Source organism: Hymenobacter sp. UYP22 (assembly GCF_040547285.1).
Taxonomy (GTDB): Bacteria; Bacteroidota; Bacteroidia; order Cytophagales; family Hymenobacteraceae; genus Hymenobacter.
Genome location: NZ_JBEPPK010000001.1, coordinates 103,954 through 120,319 on the forward strand (window position 1 = coordinate 103,954; position 16,366 = coordinate 120,319).

Here is a 16,366-nt window from a genome sequence, read left to right on the forward strand (position 1 = left end):
AGCAACCCCGGCAAGCCAGCTGCAGGTTACTTGTGCAATAAAGTAAACTTTTATTATATATATTTGAACTATGTTAATCAAAAGTGCTAGACTTACCAGAAAATATGCTGTAAGTGTCAAGCCAACCAGCTCCTTAACCATCTAACCATTCTCCTATGAAACCTCTCTTACTTCTGCTCTACTTGTTGCTGACCGGTCTGTCATTAGTTCAAGCTCAGACTAAAGATTGGATTAATATAAACCCTCCTCAGGCAGGAGTTGTAGGCAAGCTTGTCAGAAAAGGAACTATGGTAGGCAACCAACTTCCTGCAAGTCTATTGAAAACAGTTGCCGGTCCAGATACTTATCGCCAAGAGGCTACTAGTCATTTCACTATTAACTTACCTGTGTCCAAGTACGATAATTTTAAGTTCAGTCGAGTCCACATTGATACGATGGTGGTTGATTACCTCAGTGACGAAGCTATGTTTGGTAACCCCAACTATGAAACTAATACCTTTGTTTATAAAGCAATACGCGCAAAACAAGTGACCTATTTCTTTAAAATTGAAAACACTTCTACAATAAAAATTGATGAGGTGTTGCCTCCAAATATTATCACAGAGATTAGTAAAATAATTCCAAATGCAAGTATTGCAAGTATTAAGCCTTCTCGCGTAGCTACTGATACGATAGCAATAACAATCAAAAATCCTCAAGTATATTTTAGGGCATTGGCAATTAATCTTGTTCCTAGCTGCAAAGATTGCCGTCAATCTTTTAAAACTGATATTGAGGATGGCAATAATTACATACTAGATTTAGCAGATATTTCAACATATTCCTCTGTGATTAAGGTGCCTCAAGGTACCCAGCCAATGTTCAAGCTTTATGTTGAGCAAGCTGTGACCGATGTGAAAAAACTAAAGTTATATTTTGAAATAGACCGCGAGTTCTTGCGTGCTAACAATGACTTTATTACTTCGCCAATAGAAGTTCCGGTTAAAGAATTTACGCTTAAAGACAATTTAATTCGTAGATTTTCTTTTAGCCCGATAGAATATTATATAGGTACTATGTCATCTGGTGTTACCAGGGCTTTGTGGAGCGACATGAGCTTGCATCAGCCAATATATGTTAGCGTAGCCGCTGAGCAAATAGATGAATCTAGAGTAAAGCTAATGACGAAATATTCAGGCGCTACATTTGCCAGTAAGGTTGAGTACACACCATATAAATACAAAATATACAGAGGTAGATTACAATAGGTTGGTCTGGCGATATTTCATCGCAAAAGCATATTCACGTTGAGTAATGAGAGAGAAATAAATTCTTTTCATGAAATAGTTGAGCAATTGTTTTCGCAGAAATCAGGCAGCCGTTTTCGCTCACAACAAAAATGAAGTTCAAGTGGCATCCGGCTACCTGCGCTCAGATACAAATGGAGAAATGCCCGTCTGGTCCTGCCATATGATAAAGAAAGCCCAGCCTTACGGCCGGGCCTCCAATGCAACAGGTGTGGTGTAGCCGATAACCGAGTTACCTGCCCCTGCAGCCCGCACACACTATCCGGGACCGCAGCCCGAAGATAACAATGGCCACCCAATAGGTGGCCGTTGTTGTTTGCACGCCGGTTACGATGGCCGCCGTTTCTTTTCCTTCCGCACACCCTTAAACGGCTTGCCATCCTGCTTCACATCCAGAAAGCGCCCCGTCCCCGCGTCCCGCTTCACGAACTGCTTCGTTACCGGATTGAAGGTTTGGGACCGTTTACGCACGGCCCCTTTGCGGGCATTATCGCCGGTAGGAGGGTTGGTTGCCATGATTAATCGAAGTGAGTAGTAGGAGAGAAGATTACAGAGAAGCCGCGTCCCCAAGCTCCACGATTTCCCGCGCCTCGGTTGCCGGGCGCCCATCGGCCCGCGCCGGTTCCGGGTCCACCGCCACCGACGACACGGCCGCAGCCACCGAACCGGCCAGCACCAGGTAGCCGCCCAGCGCCACTACGGCCGCCGGCAGCGCCACCGGCGCCGTGGCAATGACGCCGCCCACCGCCGCCAGCGCGGCCCCAATCGTGCGCACCTTCCGAAAGAACCGGGGCGTAGGCAGCGTCACCCGGTCGAGTACTGTCAGTTTCTTGTCCATCTGCTTATTTGTTTAGTTGCTCGTTGTCAGTTGTTAGTACCGGTCGGGAAGGCAGCCACTGACAACGGACAACCGCCCCCTGACAACTCATTTCTCATCCAGCCTCGCCAGAATCCGGTCGGCCCACTTGTTGCGCGCGTCCTGCTCCTTACTGGCCTCAGTCAGCACCTTGGTTCGCTCCTCCACCAGGGCCATGGTCTTGTCGATGTTGCCCAGCCGCTCCGTCAGCTTCAGCACCAGGTCGGTCATCTCCTTTCGTAGCTCGGCCCGCTGCTGCAGACTCTCCACCCGCACCTGCTCGGCCTGCAGCTTAATTTCCTCCCGTAGCTTGGCTTCCCTCGCCACCGCCGACACATGGTAGTCGTCCACCTTCAGGGCCAGCGCCGACTGCTGCTGCTCCTGCTTCTGGCAGGTCACCTTCAGCTCTTCTACCGCCCGCCAGTTCTTCACGAAGTATAGCAGCACGGCCACCGAGCCGCCCACCACCGACGTCACCACGCCCCAGTGCTCCAGAATCGGGCTATCCACGTCCATCACCTCCTTTCCCGGCCGGCACCGCCGGCAGTAGCACCTCGAAGTGCGGCCGGTCTTTGAACGTGGCCCAGTCGCCGCCCCACACCACCCGGGCGTCGGCCGCCTTCATCAGCCGAGCAAACTTGGAGAGCAGCAGCCCCGACCACGACACCGACCCGTCGGCCAGCAGAAACGCCACGTCCAGCGCCGGAGTAGGAGAGAGGTTGTGCTTCGACTCGCCCCCGCGCTTATAGGTCACGATAAGCCCCGGCCGCGTACGCCCCTGCGCGTACAGCTCGTTCTGCCGCTCCGGACTCCGGTAGCATTCCGTAATGATGGGCCGCCCCGCCAGCCGCAGCACCGGGTCCCCCAGCCACCGGGTCAGCGCCTGCGTGTAAGCCGCCGCCAGATGGGGCACCGCCTGACCCAGCCGGGCGGCCTGCAAGGTGGCTTGTTTCGGACTCAGCGGCGGCGGCCGACGTGGCAACGAGAGGTTAGCAACAGGCATTGCGTGGTTTGATGTAAGTGACGCTGGTAAATTTCAGATAATTACATCAAAATGCAAAAGCGGAATTTCTGTTTCAGGTCTTTGCGAAATTGTACTATGGTGGGCGCTGCCTTCGGCCCCGGCTGTCCAGGGCTCCGCTTCGCTCCGGTGCTCCGCACCCGGCCGGGGCTCCGATACCCGACGACACCAGCAGCTGCAACCGTAGCCACCGATACGGCCCCGCCCGGCCCTTCCCATCCGTAGCGCATGCTGCCTGATTCTGCCTGATTCGAGGGCTACGGTTGTCGTTCCACGCTCCGGCCCACCTCCCGCGCTCCTGCGTCACTTAGTCGGCCGGCCTCCGCTACCGAAGCCCCCGCCCGGCCCGCCTCCCGCGTTCCTGCGTCACTTGGTCGGCCAGCCTCCACCCACCCACCAGCTACTGATTCTGTTGCTTCTGCAGGCCGTTCCACGCTGCGGCCCAGGGCCAGAAAAAGGCCCCCGGCCTCCGCTACCACCCCACGGCCCGCCTCCCTCCGGTCGGCCAGCCTACCACCCCCAGACGCCAGCCCACCGCACCGGCCCAGACTGCCAATTCACAAGGTCGCCGGCTCCCGCTGGTTGCCACCTCCCAAGCGGGCATCCTTGCCGCTTCCCACCCGCCGGTTACATGACTGTTACATAAGAAACCTGCGTTTTCAGCCAGTGTAGGCCGAAAAAAGGGTCTGCAGTTACATAACCGTCACATAAGAATGCAGCCCGCAGCAACTATCGGCGGCCTGCTGCGGCTCCCCGGACGACAGGCATTGCCTCAGGCTCACAGAAGCCCGCCGCGTTGGGCTTTGCGCATTGAATGACGGGTCACACAGCGGCTTTCATGCCCAGCCTCCCGCTGGTCGGCCGGTCATCCACCTCGGCCCCGCAGCTCAGAAGCGGCTTGCAGCGGCTCACAGCGGCTTGTTGATTCAGGGCCTCATAAGGTGCCCTTCGGGCGGTGTTTTTCCGGGGGCGGCCCCCGGGCCTCCTGGCATTTAGCAGTAGTGGGTCGGCCGCGCCCGCCAGGGGCCGCCACAGCGTCAGGCGTGGCCCTGGGCGCACGTTCCGGCAGTGGGCGCGGCCGTTGGGCGGGTTAGCGGCTGGCGCCGCGTGGCGGGGCTGTTTTCGCACCGCAGGCAGGGGCCGGCGCTGCCGGCTCATAGCCCCAGCCCGCCGGCTACTGGTGCAGTGCCCGGCGCGGGCGCCACCAGCCACTCCAGCACCTTGCCCAGCCGGGCCGCCCGGCGTGCCGCGTCCAGCGTGCCCCGGCTCTTGCCGTCCCAGCACACCAGCACCAGGTCGGCCGCCGCTACCAGCTGCCCGTTGCGCACCAGCGGCGCGGCCCGGCCGTGGGCGGCGTAGTCGGGCCGGTACTCGGTCAGCGGCACCCGGTTGCGCATCGCCCAGCGGGCGGCCAGCTCATCTACGCCGGCCGCCCCGCCGCTCACCACCCCGGCCAGCTCGCCGGCTCCGTGCAGCGCGTCCAGGCGGGCCAGCAGGGCAGGGCACTGCGCCAGGGCGCGGCTACCTGTTACTGCTATTATTTTTTGTATCATTTCCACATTATAAGATAGTAATATTTATCCTGTTTGAATGTAAAATATCTGCAAATATTTTCCTGTTTTGATATATAATATTACATCAAAATGTGTATATTAGTAATGTAGTCCGGGATAGGCCCGGTCACCCGCGCACAGGCAGGCAGGGCCCGGCCCGCCAGGAGCGCACCTCACGGCTAACATCTACAGCCATGCTCACTCCTTTACAGTTCGCGCAGCTCGCCGCTGCCGCTTGGGCGGGTCCCGCCCCCATCGTGCAGGCCTCCATCAGCACCTGCCAGCCCTTTACCGGCCAGCTTGCCACCTACTACACGGTTACCTACACCGTAGGCGGGGCCATGTTCCACGCGCCGCTGTGCGGGTTGTGCCCCTTTCAGGCCGTAGCCGCCGCCGTGGCCGCCGCTGCGGCTGCCGGGGTGCCGGTCAGCCGCCACCACGCCCAGCACGTCATCAGCCGCACCGCCGCCGCCTTGTGCGGGGTGCAGTTGCTCCGCCCCGGCTTCGCCTGCCGGGCCCGCCGCCACCGCTTTGCCCGGTTCCGGCGGGGCGGCTTATTCGTAGTGCCCGGCCTTCACGCGTCGGCCCGCCATGCGTAGCGCGGCCCCCCTCGTAGCGCCCGCCCCGGTCGGGGCGGGCAGCTACACCCGCCGCCGCTGCTTTCCCGAGCGCGAGATGACGGTGAGCCTGTTCGGCGGCCTGCGCGAGGTGTCGGCGGCCGTGGCTTACTACGTGCAATGGGTGTCGGATGAGTTCTACAGCTACAAAGGCACGGCGCCCCATGTGCAGCTGCGCGGCGTGTACTGCCTGCGCACCGGCCGCCCGCTCTACGTGGGAGCCCGCCATGAGCAGGCCCTGCGTGAGCAGCTGGAGGACTTGCTGGGCCGGGAGGGCCGCCGGCTATGAGCCGCGCCACTCACCCGCAGCAGGCGGGCCGCTGGTATGCGGCCTGCCTCTACGCCGCCGGCCCCGGCTGGGCCGTGGTGCGCGACGTGGCCCGGTCGGGCACGGTGCCCGGCGGCCCCGGCCTCTACCAGATGCAGGCCGGCCCCGGCCGCTACATCACGCAGGAGGCCGCCACGGCCGCCGCCGAGGCCTTGAACCTGCCCCCGGAGCCCAGCCGCTGGGATGATATGCACCCCGCCGACTGGGACGAATACGAGGACGACGACGAGTACCACCCGCACCCGTGGGATCTGAAATAAATCATCCACCGGCCCGCGCCAGCACACGGCGGCGCGGGCCCCACTACCTCACCTTATGCCCGCTACCGCTACCACGTACCAGCCCCATCTGCTCGACCCACACAGCGCCGAGCCCCGACCCATCCATCCCGCCAACGGCCGCAGCTTCCGGCTGGCCGAACTCTACCGGCTGCTCGATTGCCAGACGGTGGACGTGGTGCGCCTCACCGATGAGCTGATTCTCATCATCGACGACGAAGGCAAGTTCCGCCAGCCCTGCTACCTGAATCTGCTGGCTACCTACCTCTGGTATCAGTACCAGCCCGAAGCCCGCGGCCAGGACAGCATCGTGGGCCGCGCCATCCTCTGCCACGACAAGCAGTTCCGCTAGGCCCCGCGCCCTGCATCCTCCCCAGTACCCACGGCGAAGGGGCCGGCCGCCGACTGGCCCCACCTTTTACTTCCTTCTGTTATGGCAACCGCCACCACCCCCCCCAAAACCGCTGCCGCTGCTCCCCTTACGCCTGCCGCGCCGGCCGCACCCCTCACGCCCAGCCGGGCCTACCTGACGGCCACCGTGGACGAGGCCACGGGCGAAGTCACCGAAACCAGCCGCTTCCGCTACCTGCCCGGCCACCCCAAACAAATCCGCGCCGACCTGAAAGCCGGCGTGTTCAACGTGGGCGGCGACAAGGTGCTGGGCAAGACGCTCAGCTTCATTCCGATGGCCCTGCGCATCTTCGCCGACAACATCCTCAACATGGGCCGCAAGGTGTGGGCCGAGCTGTTTTTCGTGGATGAAGCCGGGGCCGTGTGCGCCGTGCTGTTCCACGGCTACAGCGTCGAAAACCTGCAGAAGCTCAACGCCAGCCTGTTCTACGACGAGCTGAAGCTCACCGACGTGCTGCTCACCGTCACCCCGCAGAAGAAGCAGACCGAGAAGGACGGCAAGCCCGCCACCTACTTCATTGCCGAGTTCAGCTACACCGCCGCCGACCCGGCCCAGGTGCAGGCCCTGCAGGAGTTTGCCGAAGATTTCGACCTCTACCGCGAAGAAACCCTGACCGGCACCGAGGAACGCCGCATCACGCAGGGCTACCGCCTGCCGGCCCGCTACACCGAGCCCCGGCCCGCCCAGCTCGCCGCCGCCCAGCCCGCCGAAGCTGCCTGAGCCCGCCGGCCCTTGCCCAACAGGGCAGGGGCCACCCGGCTGCCCTCACTACTCACTGCCAACTACTCAATACTTTAACCCTATGCCTGCCTCCCTCGAAGTCCCGCAGCTGGTAATCCACCAGCCCGCCCGCGACGAAGCCGAAGCAGTCCAGCTCGCCGCGCTGGCTCGCCTCGTCGAAGCCGCCGAGCCCTTGCCCGACCTGCGCGACCTGGCCCCGGCCGTGCGCGAGCTGTTCCCGGCCCCGGCCTACGAAGTCGGCTGCGGCGGCGCCCACGTCTGGCTCCACCGCCAGGGCGAATCCCGGCGGCTGGCCTTCATCAGCTAGTCCTACTACCAGCTTCTAACTCCTGACTTCTAGCTTCTCCAACCATGTTCCATACCGTTACCGCCCATCCCGGCCTCACGCAGGCCCAGCACCGCGCCCTGCCATACGTCAGCAATACCGACCTGAGCAACCTCAAAAATGAGGCGTTGGGCATTACCCGCTCCGGCAATCCGCAGGCCCTCATTTTCGGCTCTGCCTTCCACGAGGCCGTGCTGGAGCCCCACCTATACCACGCCCCGCAGCAGCTGCCCCCGGCCCAGCTGCGCCTGCTCGATACGCTGGCCGCCGCCGTGCGCCGCCAGCGCTACTGCCGCGACCTGCTCTACCGGGGCACCGCCGAGCTGACCCACACCGCCACCCACACCGAAACCAGCCTCACTGTTAAAATCCGCCCGGATCTGATCGTCCTGACGCCAAGGTTGGGCCGCCGGGTGCTGGTAGATTTCAAAACCACCAGCTGCCGCGACTACGCGCAGTTCGTGGCCACCATCGAGCAGTACGACTACGACCGCCAAGCCGCCTTCTATTCCGACGTGCTGCAGGCCGACCGCTTCCTCATCGTGGGCGTGCAGAAGAAAGCCCCGCACGACATCTGGCTGGTGGAAATATCCGCCGACGCCGACACCATGGCGCAGGGCCGTAAGAAGTATCGCCGCCTGCTTCGGGCCTATGCTGGGCAGTTGGCAGCTTCTGGCCGGCAGGCGGCATAGGCCGGGTTCAATTTGCCGGTCCTTTCCGCCCTTTGGGTCGGGAGTGCTATCCTGGGTTTGTCAAAAAAGGGGGCTTCATCGGTTATCAGCCGACGAAGCCTTCTCTTTTGATAAGTTTCCGGTCGCTAATGCTTTCGAATTCCTAGCCGATAATCGAACTTAGCGCCCTATCTCAGCCCTATCTATCCTCCGTTGCTACTTATCTCATTTCCCTGATGGACAACAATAAGCTGTCAGTCCTGGCATCAGTTATTGATGCTATTGCGCTACTTCATGCAGAACAGAAGCGGAAACGGCACAGCGTGCTGGCCGAATTGATTCCGGCAATCAGCAGAAACGATATCCTGAGCCGGGAACGAAACCGGCTGACCAGCCGGGATTTAAACGTATTCCACTTCTTCAGCCCAGGCGAAACCACGCACAGTCGGCTACTTGCCTATTTTCTCGACCCGCGCGCTTCCCACGGCCAGGGTACACTGTTTTTGATTGAGTTTCTTCGTTTGCTCGATATCAGCCAGCCCGACGACCCGTCAGCATCTCCCTGGATTGTGACTGCCGAAGTAGGACGGGTGGACGTGCTGATCAAACGGGCGAATCCGCACACGGTAGTCATCATCGAAAACAAATCAAATTACGCTCTGGACCAGCCCAACCAGCTGTACCGCTATTGGTATCAGGAAATCTACCGCAAGCAGCGAGAATTACACCCCACTCCCGGGGAACTGATAAGCCCTCCGAGAAGCCGCTACCGGATTATGTACCTGTCCCCGGGGGCCTGGAAGCAACCCGACCGGCAGTCCGTGACCAGGCCTAACAGGTACGACTCCACCTTGCCGGAAACAGTACCGGACGGAATCATTGAGCATCATTTGTTCGGCGAATTCGTGGCGAACTGGTTGAAACATTCCCTGACACTTATTGCGCCCTACAACCACCGGTTGCGGGAATTCACCGAGCAGTATATTCAATTCTGGCAACCGACTCAATAGATGAAGACGGAAGAAATAAACCAAGCCCTCACGCTATTTGACACGCCCGAGAAATGGGATGCATTCATTTCCCTGGCTAAACACCATGAGCAGCTGAAGCAGGCCATGTTCCAAAAGGCTTTTGTAAGAATCAGCCGTTATTTCAGAAGTGAGCATCAGGCGCCAGGGTGGAGCTACAAGCCGATTAACGGGAACAACTTGGCCATGGTCTGGCATCTGGTGCAATACGACGACTTCTCAATTTGCCTAGTGCTGGCGTGGCAGGGTGAGTTTGTGCTGGAGGTGCGCGGTGCCAATCAAAATCATGACTTGGCGAAGGTCGTCGAACTGCTGGCACAGCCAAAATTCAATAAGCTCTTGTCGTGCTTTGAGCGGATTGATAGAGGTGTCGAAGGACATTTTTTAGCCCGTGAGAGATTCAATTTCAGTTTCGGATCTCCCTCAGACACTCAATTCGGCCCGTTCCGTCTGGCTTGGTATGCTCAGTTCAAAACGGAGCAGTTTCTTGATCAAATAGTGGCCAAAGTAGCGCCTTTCCAGACGCCGGAAATGACCGAGCTACTCGGTGAGCTGAATCGGCTCACGCGCAGGTAGTAACCAAGAAATCATGCGTGACTATATGGATGATACTCTACTGACCCACGAGGCACAACATTGGCTCTGCTGTTTTTCAGGCTTATTCAACGGCTACACCTATGCCGAACAGCAATGGAAGCTGACCGACGCGCCGATGCACGAGCGGTTCGGTGAGTTGCTGCAGCAGGCCACTGCTACCGGCGTCCTGTCGCCCCGGCTGGCCGACAATTTCGCGGTTAATTTCTATCAGCACCGGATGTTTCGCCATTGGGGCTATCTGCCGGCGGCCTTTACGCCGCATTGGTACACCATGGTGCTCTACTACCTGCATCTGTACCGTTCCCCCGTTCCGGCCGGCTACCCCACAGAGGAAGAAGCTGGCCCCCGTAGCTGGGCGGCGCGCGAAAAAGGAGCCGCGGAGGCTACAGCGGCAGAAATCCGCCTCCTGCTTATGCGTCGCTGAGCAGGCCGCATACTACCCGGTCCAGGTCACGCAATGCAGGGCCCCTCCGTCACGGGCTAGTTCGTTTGCCGCTACCCCCTGCACAGAGCAGTGAGGGAAGGCCCGTTCGTAGCACCGCAGGGCTTCTTCATCTTCGCTGCGCCCGAATACCGGGATCAGAATCGTTGCGTTCAGCCGAAGCGCGTTGGCGTATTCCCCGGCCGCGTCCGTGAACGTCGGGTTGGCGTAGGGATTGTACGGCAGCGGCTGCCAGGCAATGCCGGCCCGCTGCAATGCCTGGTGCAGTTCTTCCCGAAAAGCCGGCTTCTCCTGTGGGTAGGCGCTGAGCAGCACGGTCTGCGCGTCCACCGGAAACAGCATGCCATCTACATGGCCCGTAAAGTCCTGGGGGTGCGCCGGCACGATGATCAGCTCCTCCGCCCGCAACTCCTCGAGTAGCCGACGCCGCACTTGCTCGGCCGGTAGGGCGGCGTTGTCGCTGAACACCCGGTCGGTCAGCACTGCCCGCCGGCCCACCCACACCACGTTTCCCCCGTCCACCACCAGGTCTGAGGTACGCACACTTACCCCCAGTGCCTGGCAGATAGGTGCTGCATCCGTTATGGTGGCCCGCCACTGGGCAGGGCGCAGGTACTCGGGATAGTAGCGGAATAGCACCCGGCTGCCGTCCCCGGTGCTCACCGGCATAAAGTCGCGTACCCAGACGTCCCGCGTGCCCGCCAGCTCAAGCTGCACGCGCCCCGCCGCTTCCACCGCCGCCTGCAGGGCCCTGGCGGCGCCGGGATAGCGCACCACCAGGGTATCAGCCACATATACCGGGGCCTGTTGCTGCGCTTTATGCATGGTGCGCGGTGCTCAGATCATCCGCTGTCAGGCCCAGTTCCCGCCACAGCTTGCTCCGCACCGAGGTAGGCAGCTGCCGCAGGTAGTCCGAATGAGCGATAACCCGATAGTGCAGACTCCGGTAGGGGCTGTCCACTTGTTTCAGGTTCACGCGCTCTGTTTTCCATACGGTGCCCGGCTGCCGCTCGACGGCCTCCAGCCTCCAGCCGCCGGCTGACTCCCACATCGGTGCCTGAACTGCCACCAGCTCCCGCAGCACCCGCTGCGGGCCGTACACCACGCCGCCCGGCTCATCCAGCCGCAGCAGGCCGCGCAGCAGGATGCCGCCGGCGTTCGTGCCGTTGCCGAAGGTCAGATCTACGCCGCCGGCCCGGTTGTAGTACCAGCGGCCGCACTGCCGCTGTTCCGGTTCGCCGTGGATGAACGTGTCCGGGTGGGCGCGGCTGTGCAGGTAAAACTCAATATCCGCCAGTCGATACCGGGCCGCGCCTATGCGCAGTTCCGTCTGGTGCAGCAGCAGGCCTGCCATTTCGGCCATAACCGCCGGAACGGTCACCTGCTCAACCTCGTGAATGTAACCCATCAAATGCCGGATGCGCGCCAACGGCTCTACCAGGGATGCAGTATGCTCCATTTCTGATTTCGGTAACAGAAGATACGTGTAACAATTGGTATGAAACTAACTGAAAAACCCAGACCTGAGCGCGCCGGCGGGTCTGCTGAGTCAGAAAAGCGTTGTTTCTTGTGGTTGAGTCGTGCGCGCACGTCCGTTACTGAACAGCCTGATATGTCCGATACACCTGCCTATTACCGCCAGGCGCTACGCCGTTACGATAAATACATGCATCCCAATTGGCCGGTTGCCACAAAAAGAGCACTGGGCGACTATGGGACATTGGAAGCAGGCCGCTTTCAGATTATTGGCAATATTTTCACGCAAGGGCATTGCAGGCTGCGGCGCAAAACCGATGGCCGGCTTCCTGAGCTTTCTTTGAACGGCACGATAGTTCAGGGCGCTGACCTGAAACCGGAGATTGAGGTGCAACATGACGCGCTAAGCGGGCAAGCCCTGATGCAGTTGAGGTTTTCATCAGATCGACGCTTGGCGTTGGTAGCGGCTGATGTTTGTACACATCGAATCGATAACCTGATTGATGTTGATCTGGCCGTGCTGCAGATGCAGCGGGCGGGTCTTTGGCAGAAGGAATATGTCCTGCTGACAAGTCTGGTCGAAGCAAAAGCGCATATCCTGGCTGTTGCCACGCAGGGGCAACGTCGCGGGCATATCAAATTTACGGTGCGTACTCCCGAAGGCATGACCCTGATTGATGTGTTACGCACCCAGGTTCCGCTGAGATATGCAGGCAAACGCAGCACCGAGTCGTACCACTATTGCACCGCCCCGAGCACCCTGTGGTTTGGCGTTCATCAGCTCCAGAATGTCTCGGTATTTCTGGGGGGCAACGGGAGTGGGTCGCTTCAGGCAGTGAGGAACAGAGGTGGTTGGTTTGGCAACACGTTGCCTGCCAACCAGGGCAGTGCGAGCATATACATGCCACCGATGTTGACAGACAATCGTACCCGGACTGTTCTGCAACTGGTACCTATGCAAACCGTAGCCGAATAGACTGGCACTGTTGATCCATATAAACTGACAAGCCCCGACCTGCTCAGGTCGGGGCTTGTCGCAATAAGGTCTTTTGACGGATTAAAGCATGTCCGTCATCTGGGGCGGGCTGGGAAGCACAATAATGGGTGGCGCTTCAATGGGCTCCCCGAATACAAATTCCGTGGGCAGCGACAGGCCGCCGTTACCGTCCGGGGTAGGGTTGAACAGCTGCACTTCCTCGCCGGGCGTGCTCTGTTCCAGCAGCGGCGCCAGCGCCTCGCCCAGACCCGCCACACGTACGTCATAGGCCAGTATGGTTTCGGTGCTGATGTCCACCCCGTAGAGCAGGTTGATGCGGTCCAGGCGGGCTTTGGCCTGGGCCGTGCCGGCCAGCGCGTCGAGCAGCTGCCCGGCGCACTTGCGCAGGCGCCTGTCAAAGCGGGCCCGCAGCCGCAGCGCATCCTTCGTGCGCTTGTCGGCTTGTTTCTGATAGGCAGTCTTGGCCATCGTAAGCAGAGAATAAGAGTGGAAAAATGCAAAAAAGACGGCCGCGACAGGGGAGAGGGTAGCTGGTAGGTTGCTCCTATGCTTCTCCCAGGTAGCTTCCGGTGCCTCAATCCGGCCACGGTGCAAAACCGCCCCGACAGCGGCCGGGGCGGTTTTACAGTCCGTCATCCGGCCACTACTAGGCTACCTGCGCGGCACTGGTGGCCGAGGCATCCGAGCCGTTGGCGCGGTAGGCGAAGGCCAGGGCTACCAGGTCGGCGGCCACGGCGCCCGTGAGCGCGTCGTCCTCCAGCTCCACCGCGCCGTCGGCGCGGGTGCTGTCCTCATCGGCGGCCGTCACCACCCGGCCGGTGGTTTTGTTGACCACCAGGGCCTTCACCAGGTCAGTGTCCAAAGCCGTGTTGCCGTTGCTGTTGTCGGCGAAGCTCACGGTCACCTTGCCGGTGGCCGCGTCGAGCGCGGCCGAAACGCCCGTGAGCGGCTCCACGGCCCCGTTCGAGAGCACCAGCCTGGTGTAGTCCACGCTGGCCACGTTCTGGGCATCGGCCTGGGTGTTGGCGAAGTTCTGGCCCACGAAGCGGTTGTATGGCGACTGCCCGCCCTGGGACTTGAGGCCCAGCTGTACGGCCCCGCCGAAGCGGCGGAACAGGTCGGCCAGCAGCTTGAAGCGGCTGCGCGTGTTCTGCTGGGCGGGCGAGTTGCTGGAGTTGCTGCCCACTTTTTGGCGCAGAATGTTCTTGCCATTCTGCTTGCTGAAGGTGATTTGCCCGGCCGAGCCTTCAATGTCGCCGAGCAGGCTGCGAATGCGTGCCATCGGAAAAAGGGAAAAGAGGTGAGAAAAACGGCTGCTTCAGCGGGCTTGCTGCAGCCGGGGGCAGCCGCCCCGGTTGCGCCGCTTCGTTTCGTTGTCCAGGCCGCGCCAGAGGCGCGGCTCCATTGGCTGCGGGCACTGCCACAGCCCCCGGCCGGTCCGCTGAGCCAGCTGCTGCTCGGCCAGTCGCCGGGCCGTAGCCCGGTCCGGCTCATAGGCCCAGGCCCAGCCGCGCACCACCAGCAGGCTATCCAGCGCCACCAGTCCGGCAAAGGAAAAGGCCGCCGGCCGCAGCCGCACCGCGGCCAGGTGCCGCCCGTACAGGTCCCGGCCCCGCACCTGCAGCCACACGTACTGCCGGCGCAGCAAGGCCTTGACCAGTGCCGTGGCCTCGGGCCCGAAGGGCTGATCCGCTTCCGGCGCGTCGGCCCCCAGCAGCCGGACCCGGGCCCGGCCGCCGGCCGTGGCCACCTCGTAGGTGTCGGCGTCTATCACCCGTTCCACCCGCACCAGCTGCCACACAGGCGAGGCCGGCAGCCCGCCGGCGGCTGGCGCGGGCCGCAGCAGCCGGGGCAACCGGCTGGCGCGCACCTGGGCCCGGACGGACACATTGCCCGTCAGGAGGATAGCCAGCAGAAGTGCCCTGAATACCTGCATAGGCCAAACCTAGCACGGCATCGGGGCGCTTCGTATCTTCACTTTCCGATACTACCCCACGATACCCCGTATGCCCCAGGTCTGCGTATTTCCCAAGGACGTGGCCACGCTCACCGGCCACAGCTACGACGGCGCCAAGCGCCTGCTCCAGCGCGTGCGCCGGCACCTGGGCAAGCCCACCGGCTCCTACGTCTCTGTCGGCGAGTTCTGCCGCTTCACCGGCCTGCCCGAGCAGGAGGTAGCCGCCGCCCTGCGATGAGGTGGTGGCCCTGGGGGCTGTTGGCCGTTCTGCTGCTGCTCGCTGGTCGCCCGGGGCTGGGCCAGCCCGCCTCGTTTCCAGCCAGTCCCCATCTGACCCGGGCACAGGCCTTGGCTGATCTGCAGCTGCTGCGTCAGTTGCGCGAGTGGGCGCACGCCGGGACGTACAAATACCGTACGCCGGCCCAGCTCGACAGCGCGTACGCCGCGGCCAGCCGTCAGGTCGGGGAGGGCCTGAGCGTGCTGCAGTTCTACCGGCTGGTGGTCGGGCTCACGGATCTGGAAGGCAGCCTGCACAACGATACCGAACTGCCCGCGAAGCTGCAGCAGGCATGCGAGCAGCAGCCGGCGTACTTCCCGTACCTGGTGCGCCTGGTGGCGGGCCGGCTGCGGCTGGACGACCGGCAGGGCCCCTGGCCGGTCGGCACCGAGCTGCTGACGATCAACGGGCGTGCGCTGCCGGAGCTGCAGGCCACGCTGGGGCGCTACTACACCACCGACGGCACCAATACCACCGGCCGCTACCCGGCGCTGGGGGAGCATTTCGCCCGGTTCTACCATGCCGCTTACGGCCCCCAGGATACGTTCCGGGTGGCCGTGCGGCTCCCGGGACACTCCGCGCCGGTCGTGCGGGCGCTGCCCGCCGTGCCGTATACGGCCGTGGCGGCCCGCCGCCGGCAGCGGCACTCGCGCCTGCTCGACTCCCTGCAGCAGCCCTCCGCCAGCCGGCCGTACGGGCTGCAGCTGCGCGGGGCGGCCGCCGTGCTCACCATCCGCTCGTTTGACATCGGCGACAACGCCCGCTCCGAAGCGCACCGGGCCTATGCTCGCTTCCTGGATTCGTGCTTCACCCTGATTCGCGACCGGCCGGCCATTGCCGCCGTTCTGGTCGATATCCGTGGCAACGGCGGCGGCTCCGACCCTAACGATCTGCTCACGTTCAGCTACCTGGCCCGTGAGCCGTTTCGGGAAAATACGTCGGCCTTCGTGCGCTGCCGCCGTCTGCCCTCCCGGGCGCACCAGCTCACGGAGAGCCGGGGCCTGGCCCGCTGGGTTGAGCAGCTGGCAGAAACCTGGGCGCTGCACCGGGAATTCAGGCCGGCCGATACGGCCGGCCGCCACTACCAGCGGGCCCGCTGGAACCCGGTGTGGCAGCCCAATCCGTTGCATACCACCAAACCCCTCTACCTGCTGGTGGATCAGGAAGTGGCTTCTGCCGCCTCCCTGTTTGCAGCCCTGGTGCGCGGCAATACCGAGGCGGTGGTCATCGGCACAGAAACCATCGGGGGGTACTACGGGCACACGGGCCATACTCCCGTCGCCTACCAGCTGCCGCACTCCGGCATCATCACCCGGTTTTCGCTGGTCGATCTGGAGCAGCAGGTGCTCCGGCGCGCTACGCAGCCAGTGGGCCGGGGCATCCTGCCCGACATAGAAGTGGTCCAGTCCTACGAAGATTACCTGCAGCACCAGGATACGCAGTTGCAGGCTGCCCTGCGGCTGCTGGAAGCGCAGGTAGCCCCCCGTCACGCCCGGTAGGGAGC

At 61.9% G+C, this 16,366-nt stretch carries 24 protein-coding genes; 14 read left to right on the forward strand and 10 right to left on the reverse strand.

The features are described from left to right. Positions 1-155 precede the first annotated feature (155 nt). Positions 156-1,247 (forward strand): hypothetical protein, encoded by a 1,092-nt coding sequence (locus ABIB60_RS00470; protein WP_354576972.1) that lies wholly within the window; start codon positions 156-158, stop codon positions 1,245-1,247. 366 nt (positions 1,248-1,613) lie between these two features. Here ABIB60_RS00470 and ABIB60_RS00475 read toward each other — a convergent pair whose 3' ends face one another. The 5 genes from ABIB60_RS00475 to ABIB60_RS00495 form a co-directional block, all read right to left on the reverse strand. Then, positions 1,614-1,802 carry a hypothetical protein gene (locus tag ABIB60_RS00475; protein WP_354576973.1) on the reverse strand — a complete coding sequence of 63 codons (189 nt, stop codon included), beginning with the start codon at positions 1,800-1,802 and terminating at the stop codon, positions 1,614-1,616. Between the two features lie 31 nt (positions 1,803-1,833). Further along, entirely contained in the window at positions 1,834-2,124 is a 291-nt protein-coding gene (locus ABIB60_RS00480; RefSeq protein ID WP_354576974.1) for a hypothetical protein, read from the reverse strand. An 87-nt stretch (positions 2,125-2,211) separates the two neighbouring features. After that, positions 2,212-2,658, reverse strand: coding sequence for a hypothetical protein (locus tag ABIB60_RS00485; protein WP_354577744.1), 447 nt, complete (start codon positions 2,656-2,658; stop codon positions 2,212-2,214). Continuing rightward, entirely contained in the window at positions 2,645-3,145 is a 501-nt protein-coding gene (locus ABIB60_RS00490; RefSeq protein WP_354576975.1) for a M15 family metallopeptidase, read from the reverse strand. Before ABIB60_RS00490 ends, ABIB60_RS00485 begins: the two co-directional genes overlap by 14 nt. A 1,172-nt stretch (positions 3,146-4,317) precedes the next feature. Beyond that, positions 4,318-4,716 carry an SLOG family protein gene (locus tag ABIB60_RS00495; RefSeq protein ID WP_354576976.1) on the reverse strand — a complete coding sequence of 133 codons (399 nt, stop codon included), beginning with the start codon at positions 4,714-4,716 and terminating at the stop codon, positions 4,318-4,320. Positions 4,717-4,910: 194 nt separating this feature from the next. On the opposite strand from ABIB60_RS00495, the gene ABIB60_RS00500 reads away from it, so the two are divergent. From ABIB60_RS00500 to ABIB60_RS00545, 10 genes are all read left to right on the forward strand, one after another. Beyond that, positions 4,911-5,315, forward strand: coding sequence for a hypothetical protein (locus ABIB60_RS00500; RefSeq protein ID WP_354576977.1), 405 nt, complete (start codon positions 4,911-4,913; stop codon positions 5,313-5,315). Next, positions 5,308-5,622 (forward strand): hypothetical protein, encoded by a 315-nt coding sequence (locus ABIB60_RS00505; RefSeq protein WP_354576978.1) that lies wholly within the window; start codon positions 5,308-5,310, stop codon positions 5,620-5,622. The genes ABIB60_RS00500 and ABIB60_RS00505 overlap by 8 nt, the downstream gene beginning before the upstream one ends. After that, positions 5,619-5,921 (forward strand): hypothetical protein, encoded by a 303-nt coding sequence (locus tag ABIB60_RS00510; RefSeq protein ID WP_354576979.1) that lies wholly within the window; start codon positions 5,619-5,621, stop codon positions 5,919-5,921. The genes ABIB60_RS00505 and ABIB60_RS00510 overlap by 4 nt, the downstream gene beginning before the upstream one ends. A 55-nt stretch (positions 5,922-5,976) precedes the next feature. Then, positions 5,977-6,291 (forward strand): DUF3846 domain-containing protein, encoded by a 315-nt coding sequence (locus ABIB60_RS00515; protein ID WP_354576980.1) that lies wholly within the window; start codon positions 5,977-5,979, stop codon positions 6,289-6,291. An 81-nt stretch (positions 6,292-6,372) separates the two neighbouring features. Next, positions 6,373-7,071: a hypothetical protein gene (locus ABIB60_RS00520; protein ID WP_354576981.1), complete on the forward strand. Its 699-nt coding sequence runs from the start codon at positions 6,373-6,375 to the stop codon at positions 7,069-7,071. Between the two features lie 82 nt (positions 7,072-7,153). Further along, positions 7,154-7,399: a hypothetical protein gene (locus ABIB60_RS00525; protein ID WP_354576982.1), complete on the forward strand. Its 246-nt coding sequence runs from the start codon at positions 7,154-7,156 to the stop codon at positions 7,397-7,399. A gap of 44 nt (positions 7,400-7,443) precedes the next feature. Beyond that, positions 7,444-8,109 carry a PD-(D/E)XK nuclease-like domain-containing protein gene (locus ABIB60_RS00530; protein ID WP_354576983.1) on the forward strand — a complete coding sequence of 222 codons (666 nt, stop codon included), beginning with the start codon at positions 7,444-7,446 and terminating at the stop codon, positions 8,107-8,109. A 215-nt stretch (positions 8,110-8,324) separates the two neighbouring features. Further along, a complete protein-coding gene (locus tag ABIB60_RS00535; protein ID WP_354576984.1) occupies positions 8,325-9,098 on the forward strand; it encodes a PDDEXK-like family protein in 774 nt (257 codons plus the stop codon). Continuing rightward, positions 9,099-9,692 carry a hypothetical protein gene (locus ABIB60_RS00540; RefSeq protein ID WP_354576985.1) on the forward strand — a complete coding sequence of 198 codons (594 nt, stop codon included), beginning with the start codon at positions 9,099-9,101 and terminating at the stop codon, positions 9,690-9,692. A gap of 13 nt (positions 9,693-9,705) precedes the next feature. After that, positions 9,706-10,137, forward strand: coding sequence for a hypothetical protein (locus ABIB60_RS00545; protein WP_354576986.1), 432 nt, complete (start codon positions 9,706-9,708; stop codon positions 10,135-10,137). Positions 10,138-10,149: 12 nt separating this feature from the next. Here the strand turns inward: ABIB60_RS00545 and ABIB60_RS00550 are convergent, their stop codons facing one another. Beyond that, the gene (locus ABIB60_RS00550) at positions 10,150-10,980 is read right to left on the reverse strand and encodes an agmatine deiminase family protein (protein WP_354576987.1); all 831 of its coding nucleotides are present in this window, start codon (positions 10,978-10,980) and stop codon (positions 10,150-10,152) included. Then, positions 10,973-11,614, reverse strand: coding sequence for a hypothetical protein (locus ABIB60_RS00555; protein WP_354576988.1), 642 nt, complete (start codon positions 11,612-11,614; stop codon positions 10,973-10,975). The genes ABIB60_RS00550 and ABIB60_RS00555 overlap by 8 nt, the downstream gene beginning before the upstream one ends. A 153-nt stretch (positions 11,615-11,767) precedes the next feature. Here ABIB60_RS00555 and ABIB60_RS00560 point away from each other — a divergent pair, with 153 nt between their 5' ends. Then, on the forward strand, positions 11,768-12,607 hold the full coding sequence (locus ABIB60_RS00560; protein ID WP_354576989.1) for a hypothetical protein: 840 nt from the start codon (positions 11,768-11,770) through the stop codon (positions 12,605-12,607). 81 nt (positions 12,608-12,688) lie between these two features. Here the strand turns inward: ABIB60_RS00560 and ABIB60_RS00565 are convergent, their stop codons facing one another. The 3 genes from ABIB60_RS00565 to ABIB60_RS00575 all read right to left on the reverse strand — a co-directional run bounded on the left by ABIB60_RS00565 (position 12,689) and on the right by ABIB60_RS00575 (position 14,564). Next, positions 12,689-13,096, reverse strand: a complete 408-nt coding sequence (locus tag ABIB60_RS00565) for a hypothetical protein (RefSeq protein ID WP_354576990.1) — start codon at positions 13,094-13,096, stop codon at positions 12,689-12,691. Between the two features lie 178 nt (positions 13,097-13,274). Then, positions 13,275-13,910 (reverse strand): DUF6266 family protein, encoded by a 636-nt coding sequence (locus ABIB60_RS00570; RefSeq protein WP_354576991.1) that lies wholly within the window; start codon positions 13,908-13,910, stop codon positions 13,275-13,277. 36 nt (positions 13,911-13,946) lie between these two features. After that, positions 13,947-14,564 (reverse strand): thermonuclease family protein, encoded by a 618-nt coding sequence (locus ABIB60_RS00575; protein WP_354576992.1) that lies wholly within the window; start codon positions 14,562-14,564, stop codon positions 13,947-13,949. A 70-nt stretch (positions 14,565-14,634) separates the two neighbouring features. Between ABIB60_RS00575 and ABIB60_RS00580 the strand changes: the two genes are divergently transcribed. Further along, positions 14,635-14,823, forward strand: a complete 189-nt coding sequence (locus ABIB60_RS00580) for a hypothetical protein (RefSeq protein ID WP_354576993.1) — start codon at positions 14,635-14,637, stop codon at positions 14,821-14,823. Beyond that, a complete protein-coding gene (locus ABIB60_RS00585) occupies positions 14,820-16,361 on the forward strand; it encodes a S41 family peptidase (protein ID WP_354576994.1) in 1,542 nt (513 codons plus the stop codon). The genes ABIB60_RS00580 and ABIB60_RS00585 overlap by 4 nt, the downstream gene beginning before the upstream one ends. The last annotated feature ends 5 nt before the right edge of the window (positions 16,362-16,366 follow it).

Bases quoted from the DNA above. Each gene is read 5' to 3' on its own strand.
- ABIB60_RS00470 (WP_354576972.1), top strand. From the start codon at position 156: ATGAAACCTCTCTTACTTCTGCTCTACTTGTTGCTGACCGGTCTGTCA.
- ABIB60_RS00475 (WP_354576973.1), bottom strand. From the start codon at position 1,802: ATGGCAACCAACCCTCCTACCGGCGATAATGCCCGCAAAGGGGCCGTG.
- ABIB60_RS00480 (WP_354576974.1), bottom strand. From the start codon at position 2,124: ATGGACAAGAAACTGACAGTACTCGACCGGGTGACGCTGCCTACGCCC.
- ABIB60_RS00485 (WP_354577744.1), bottom strand. From the start codon at position 2,658: ATGGACGTGGATAGCCCGATTCTGGAGCACTGGGGCGTGGTGACGTCG.
- ABIB60_RS00490 (WP_354576975.1), bottom strand. From the start codon at position 3,145: ATGCCTGTTGCTAACCTCTCGTTGCCACGTCGGCCGCCGCCGCTGAGT.
- ABIB60_RS00495 (WP_354576976.1), bottom strand. From the start codon at position 4,716: ATGATACAAAAAATAATAGCAGTAACAGGTAGCCGCGCCCTGGCGCAG.
- ABIB60_RS00500 (WP_354576977.1), top strand. From the start codon at position 4,911: ATGCTCACTCCTTTACAGTTCGCGCAGCTCGCCGCTGCCGCTTGGGCG.
- ABIB60_RS00505 (WP_354576978.1), top strand. From the start codon at position 5,308: ATGCGTAGCGCGGCCCCCCTCGTAGCGCCCGCCCCGGTCGGGGCGGGC.
- ABIB60_RS00510 (WP_354576979.1), top strand. From the start codon at position 5,619: ATGAGCCGCGCCACTCACCCGCAGCAGGCGGGCCGCTGGTATGCGGCC.
- ABIB60_RS00515 (WP_354576980.1), top strand. From the start codon at position 5,977: ATGCCCGCTACCGCTACCACGTACCAGCCCCATCTGCTCGACCCACAC.
- ABIB60_RS00520 (WP_354576981.1), top strand. From the start codon at position 6,373: ATGGCAACCGCCACCACCCCCCCCAAAACCGCTGCCGCTGCTCCCCTT.
- ABIB60_RS00525 (WP_354576982.1), top strand. From the start codon at position 7,154: ATGCCTGCCTCCCTCGAAGTCCCGCAGCTGGTAATCCACCAGCCCGCC.
- ABIB60_RS00530 (WP_354576983.1), top strand. From the start codon at position 7,444: ATGTTCCATACCGTTACCGCCCATCCCGGCCTCACGCAGGCCCAGCAC.
- ABIB60_RS00535 (WP_354576984.1), top strand. From the start codon at position 8,325: ATGGACAACAATAAGCTGTCAGTCCTGGCATCAGTTATTGATGCTATT.
- ABIB60_RS00540 (WP_354576985.1), top strand. From the start codon at position 9,099: ATGAAGACGGAAGAAATAAACCAAGCCCTCACGCTATTTGACACGCCC.
- ABIB60_RS00545 (WP_354576986.1), top strand. From the start codon at position 9,706: ATGCGTGACTATATGGATGATACTCTACTGACCCACGAGGCACAACAT.
- ABIB60_RS00550 (WP_354576987.1), bottom strand. From the start codon at position 10,980: ATGCATAAAGCGCAGCAACAGGCCCCGGTATATGTGGCTGATACCCTG.
- ABIB60_RS00555 (WP_354576988.1), bottom strand. From the start codon at position 11,614: ATGGAGCATACTGCATCCCTGGTAGAGCCGTTGGCGCGCATCCGGCAT.
- ABIB60_RS00560 (WP_354576989.1), top strand. From the start codon at position 11,768: ATGTCCGATACACCTGCCTATTACCGCCAGGCGCTACGCCGTTACGAT.
- ABIB60_RS00565 (WP_354576990.1), bottom strand. From the start codon at position 13,096: ATGGCCAAGACTGCCTATCAGAAACAAGCCGACAAGCGCACGAAGGAT.
- ABIB60_RS00570 (WP_354576991.1), bottom strand. From the start codon at position 13,910: ATGGCACGCATTCGCAGCCTGCTCGGCGACATTGAAGGCTCGGCCGGG.
- ABIB60_RS00575 (WP_354576992.1), bottom strand. From the start codon at position 14,564: ATGCAGGTATTCAGGGCACTTCTGCTGGCTATCCTCCTGACGGGCAAT.
- ABIB60_RS00580 (WP_354576993.1), top strand. From the start codon at position 14,635: ATGCCCCAGGTCTGCGTATTTCCCAAGGACGTGGCCACGCTCACCGGC.
- ABIB60_RS00585 (WP_354576994.1), top strand. From the start codon at position 14,820: ATGAGGTGGTGGCCCTGGGGGCTGTTGGCCGTTCTGCTGCTGCTCGCT.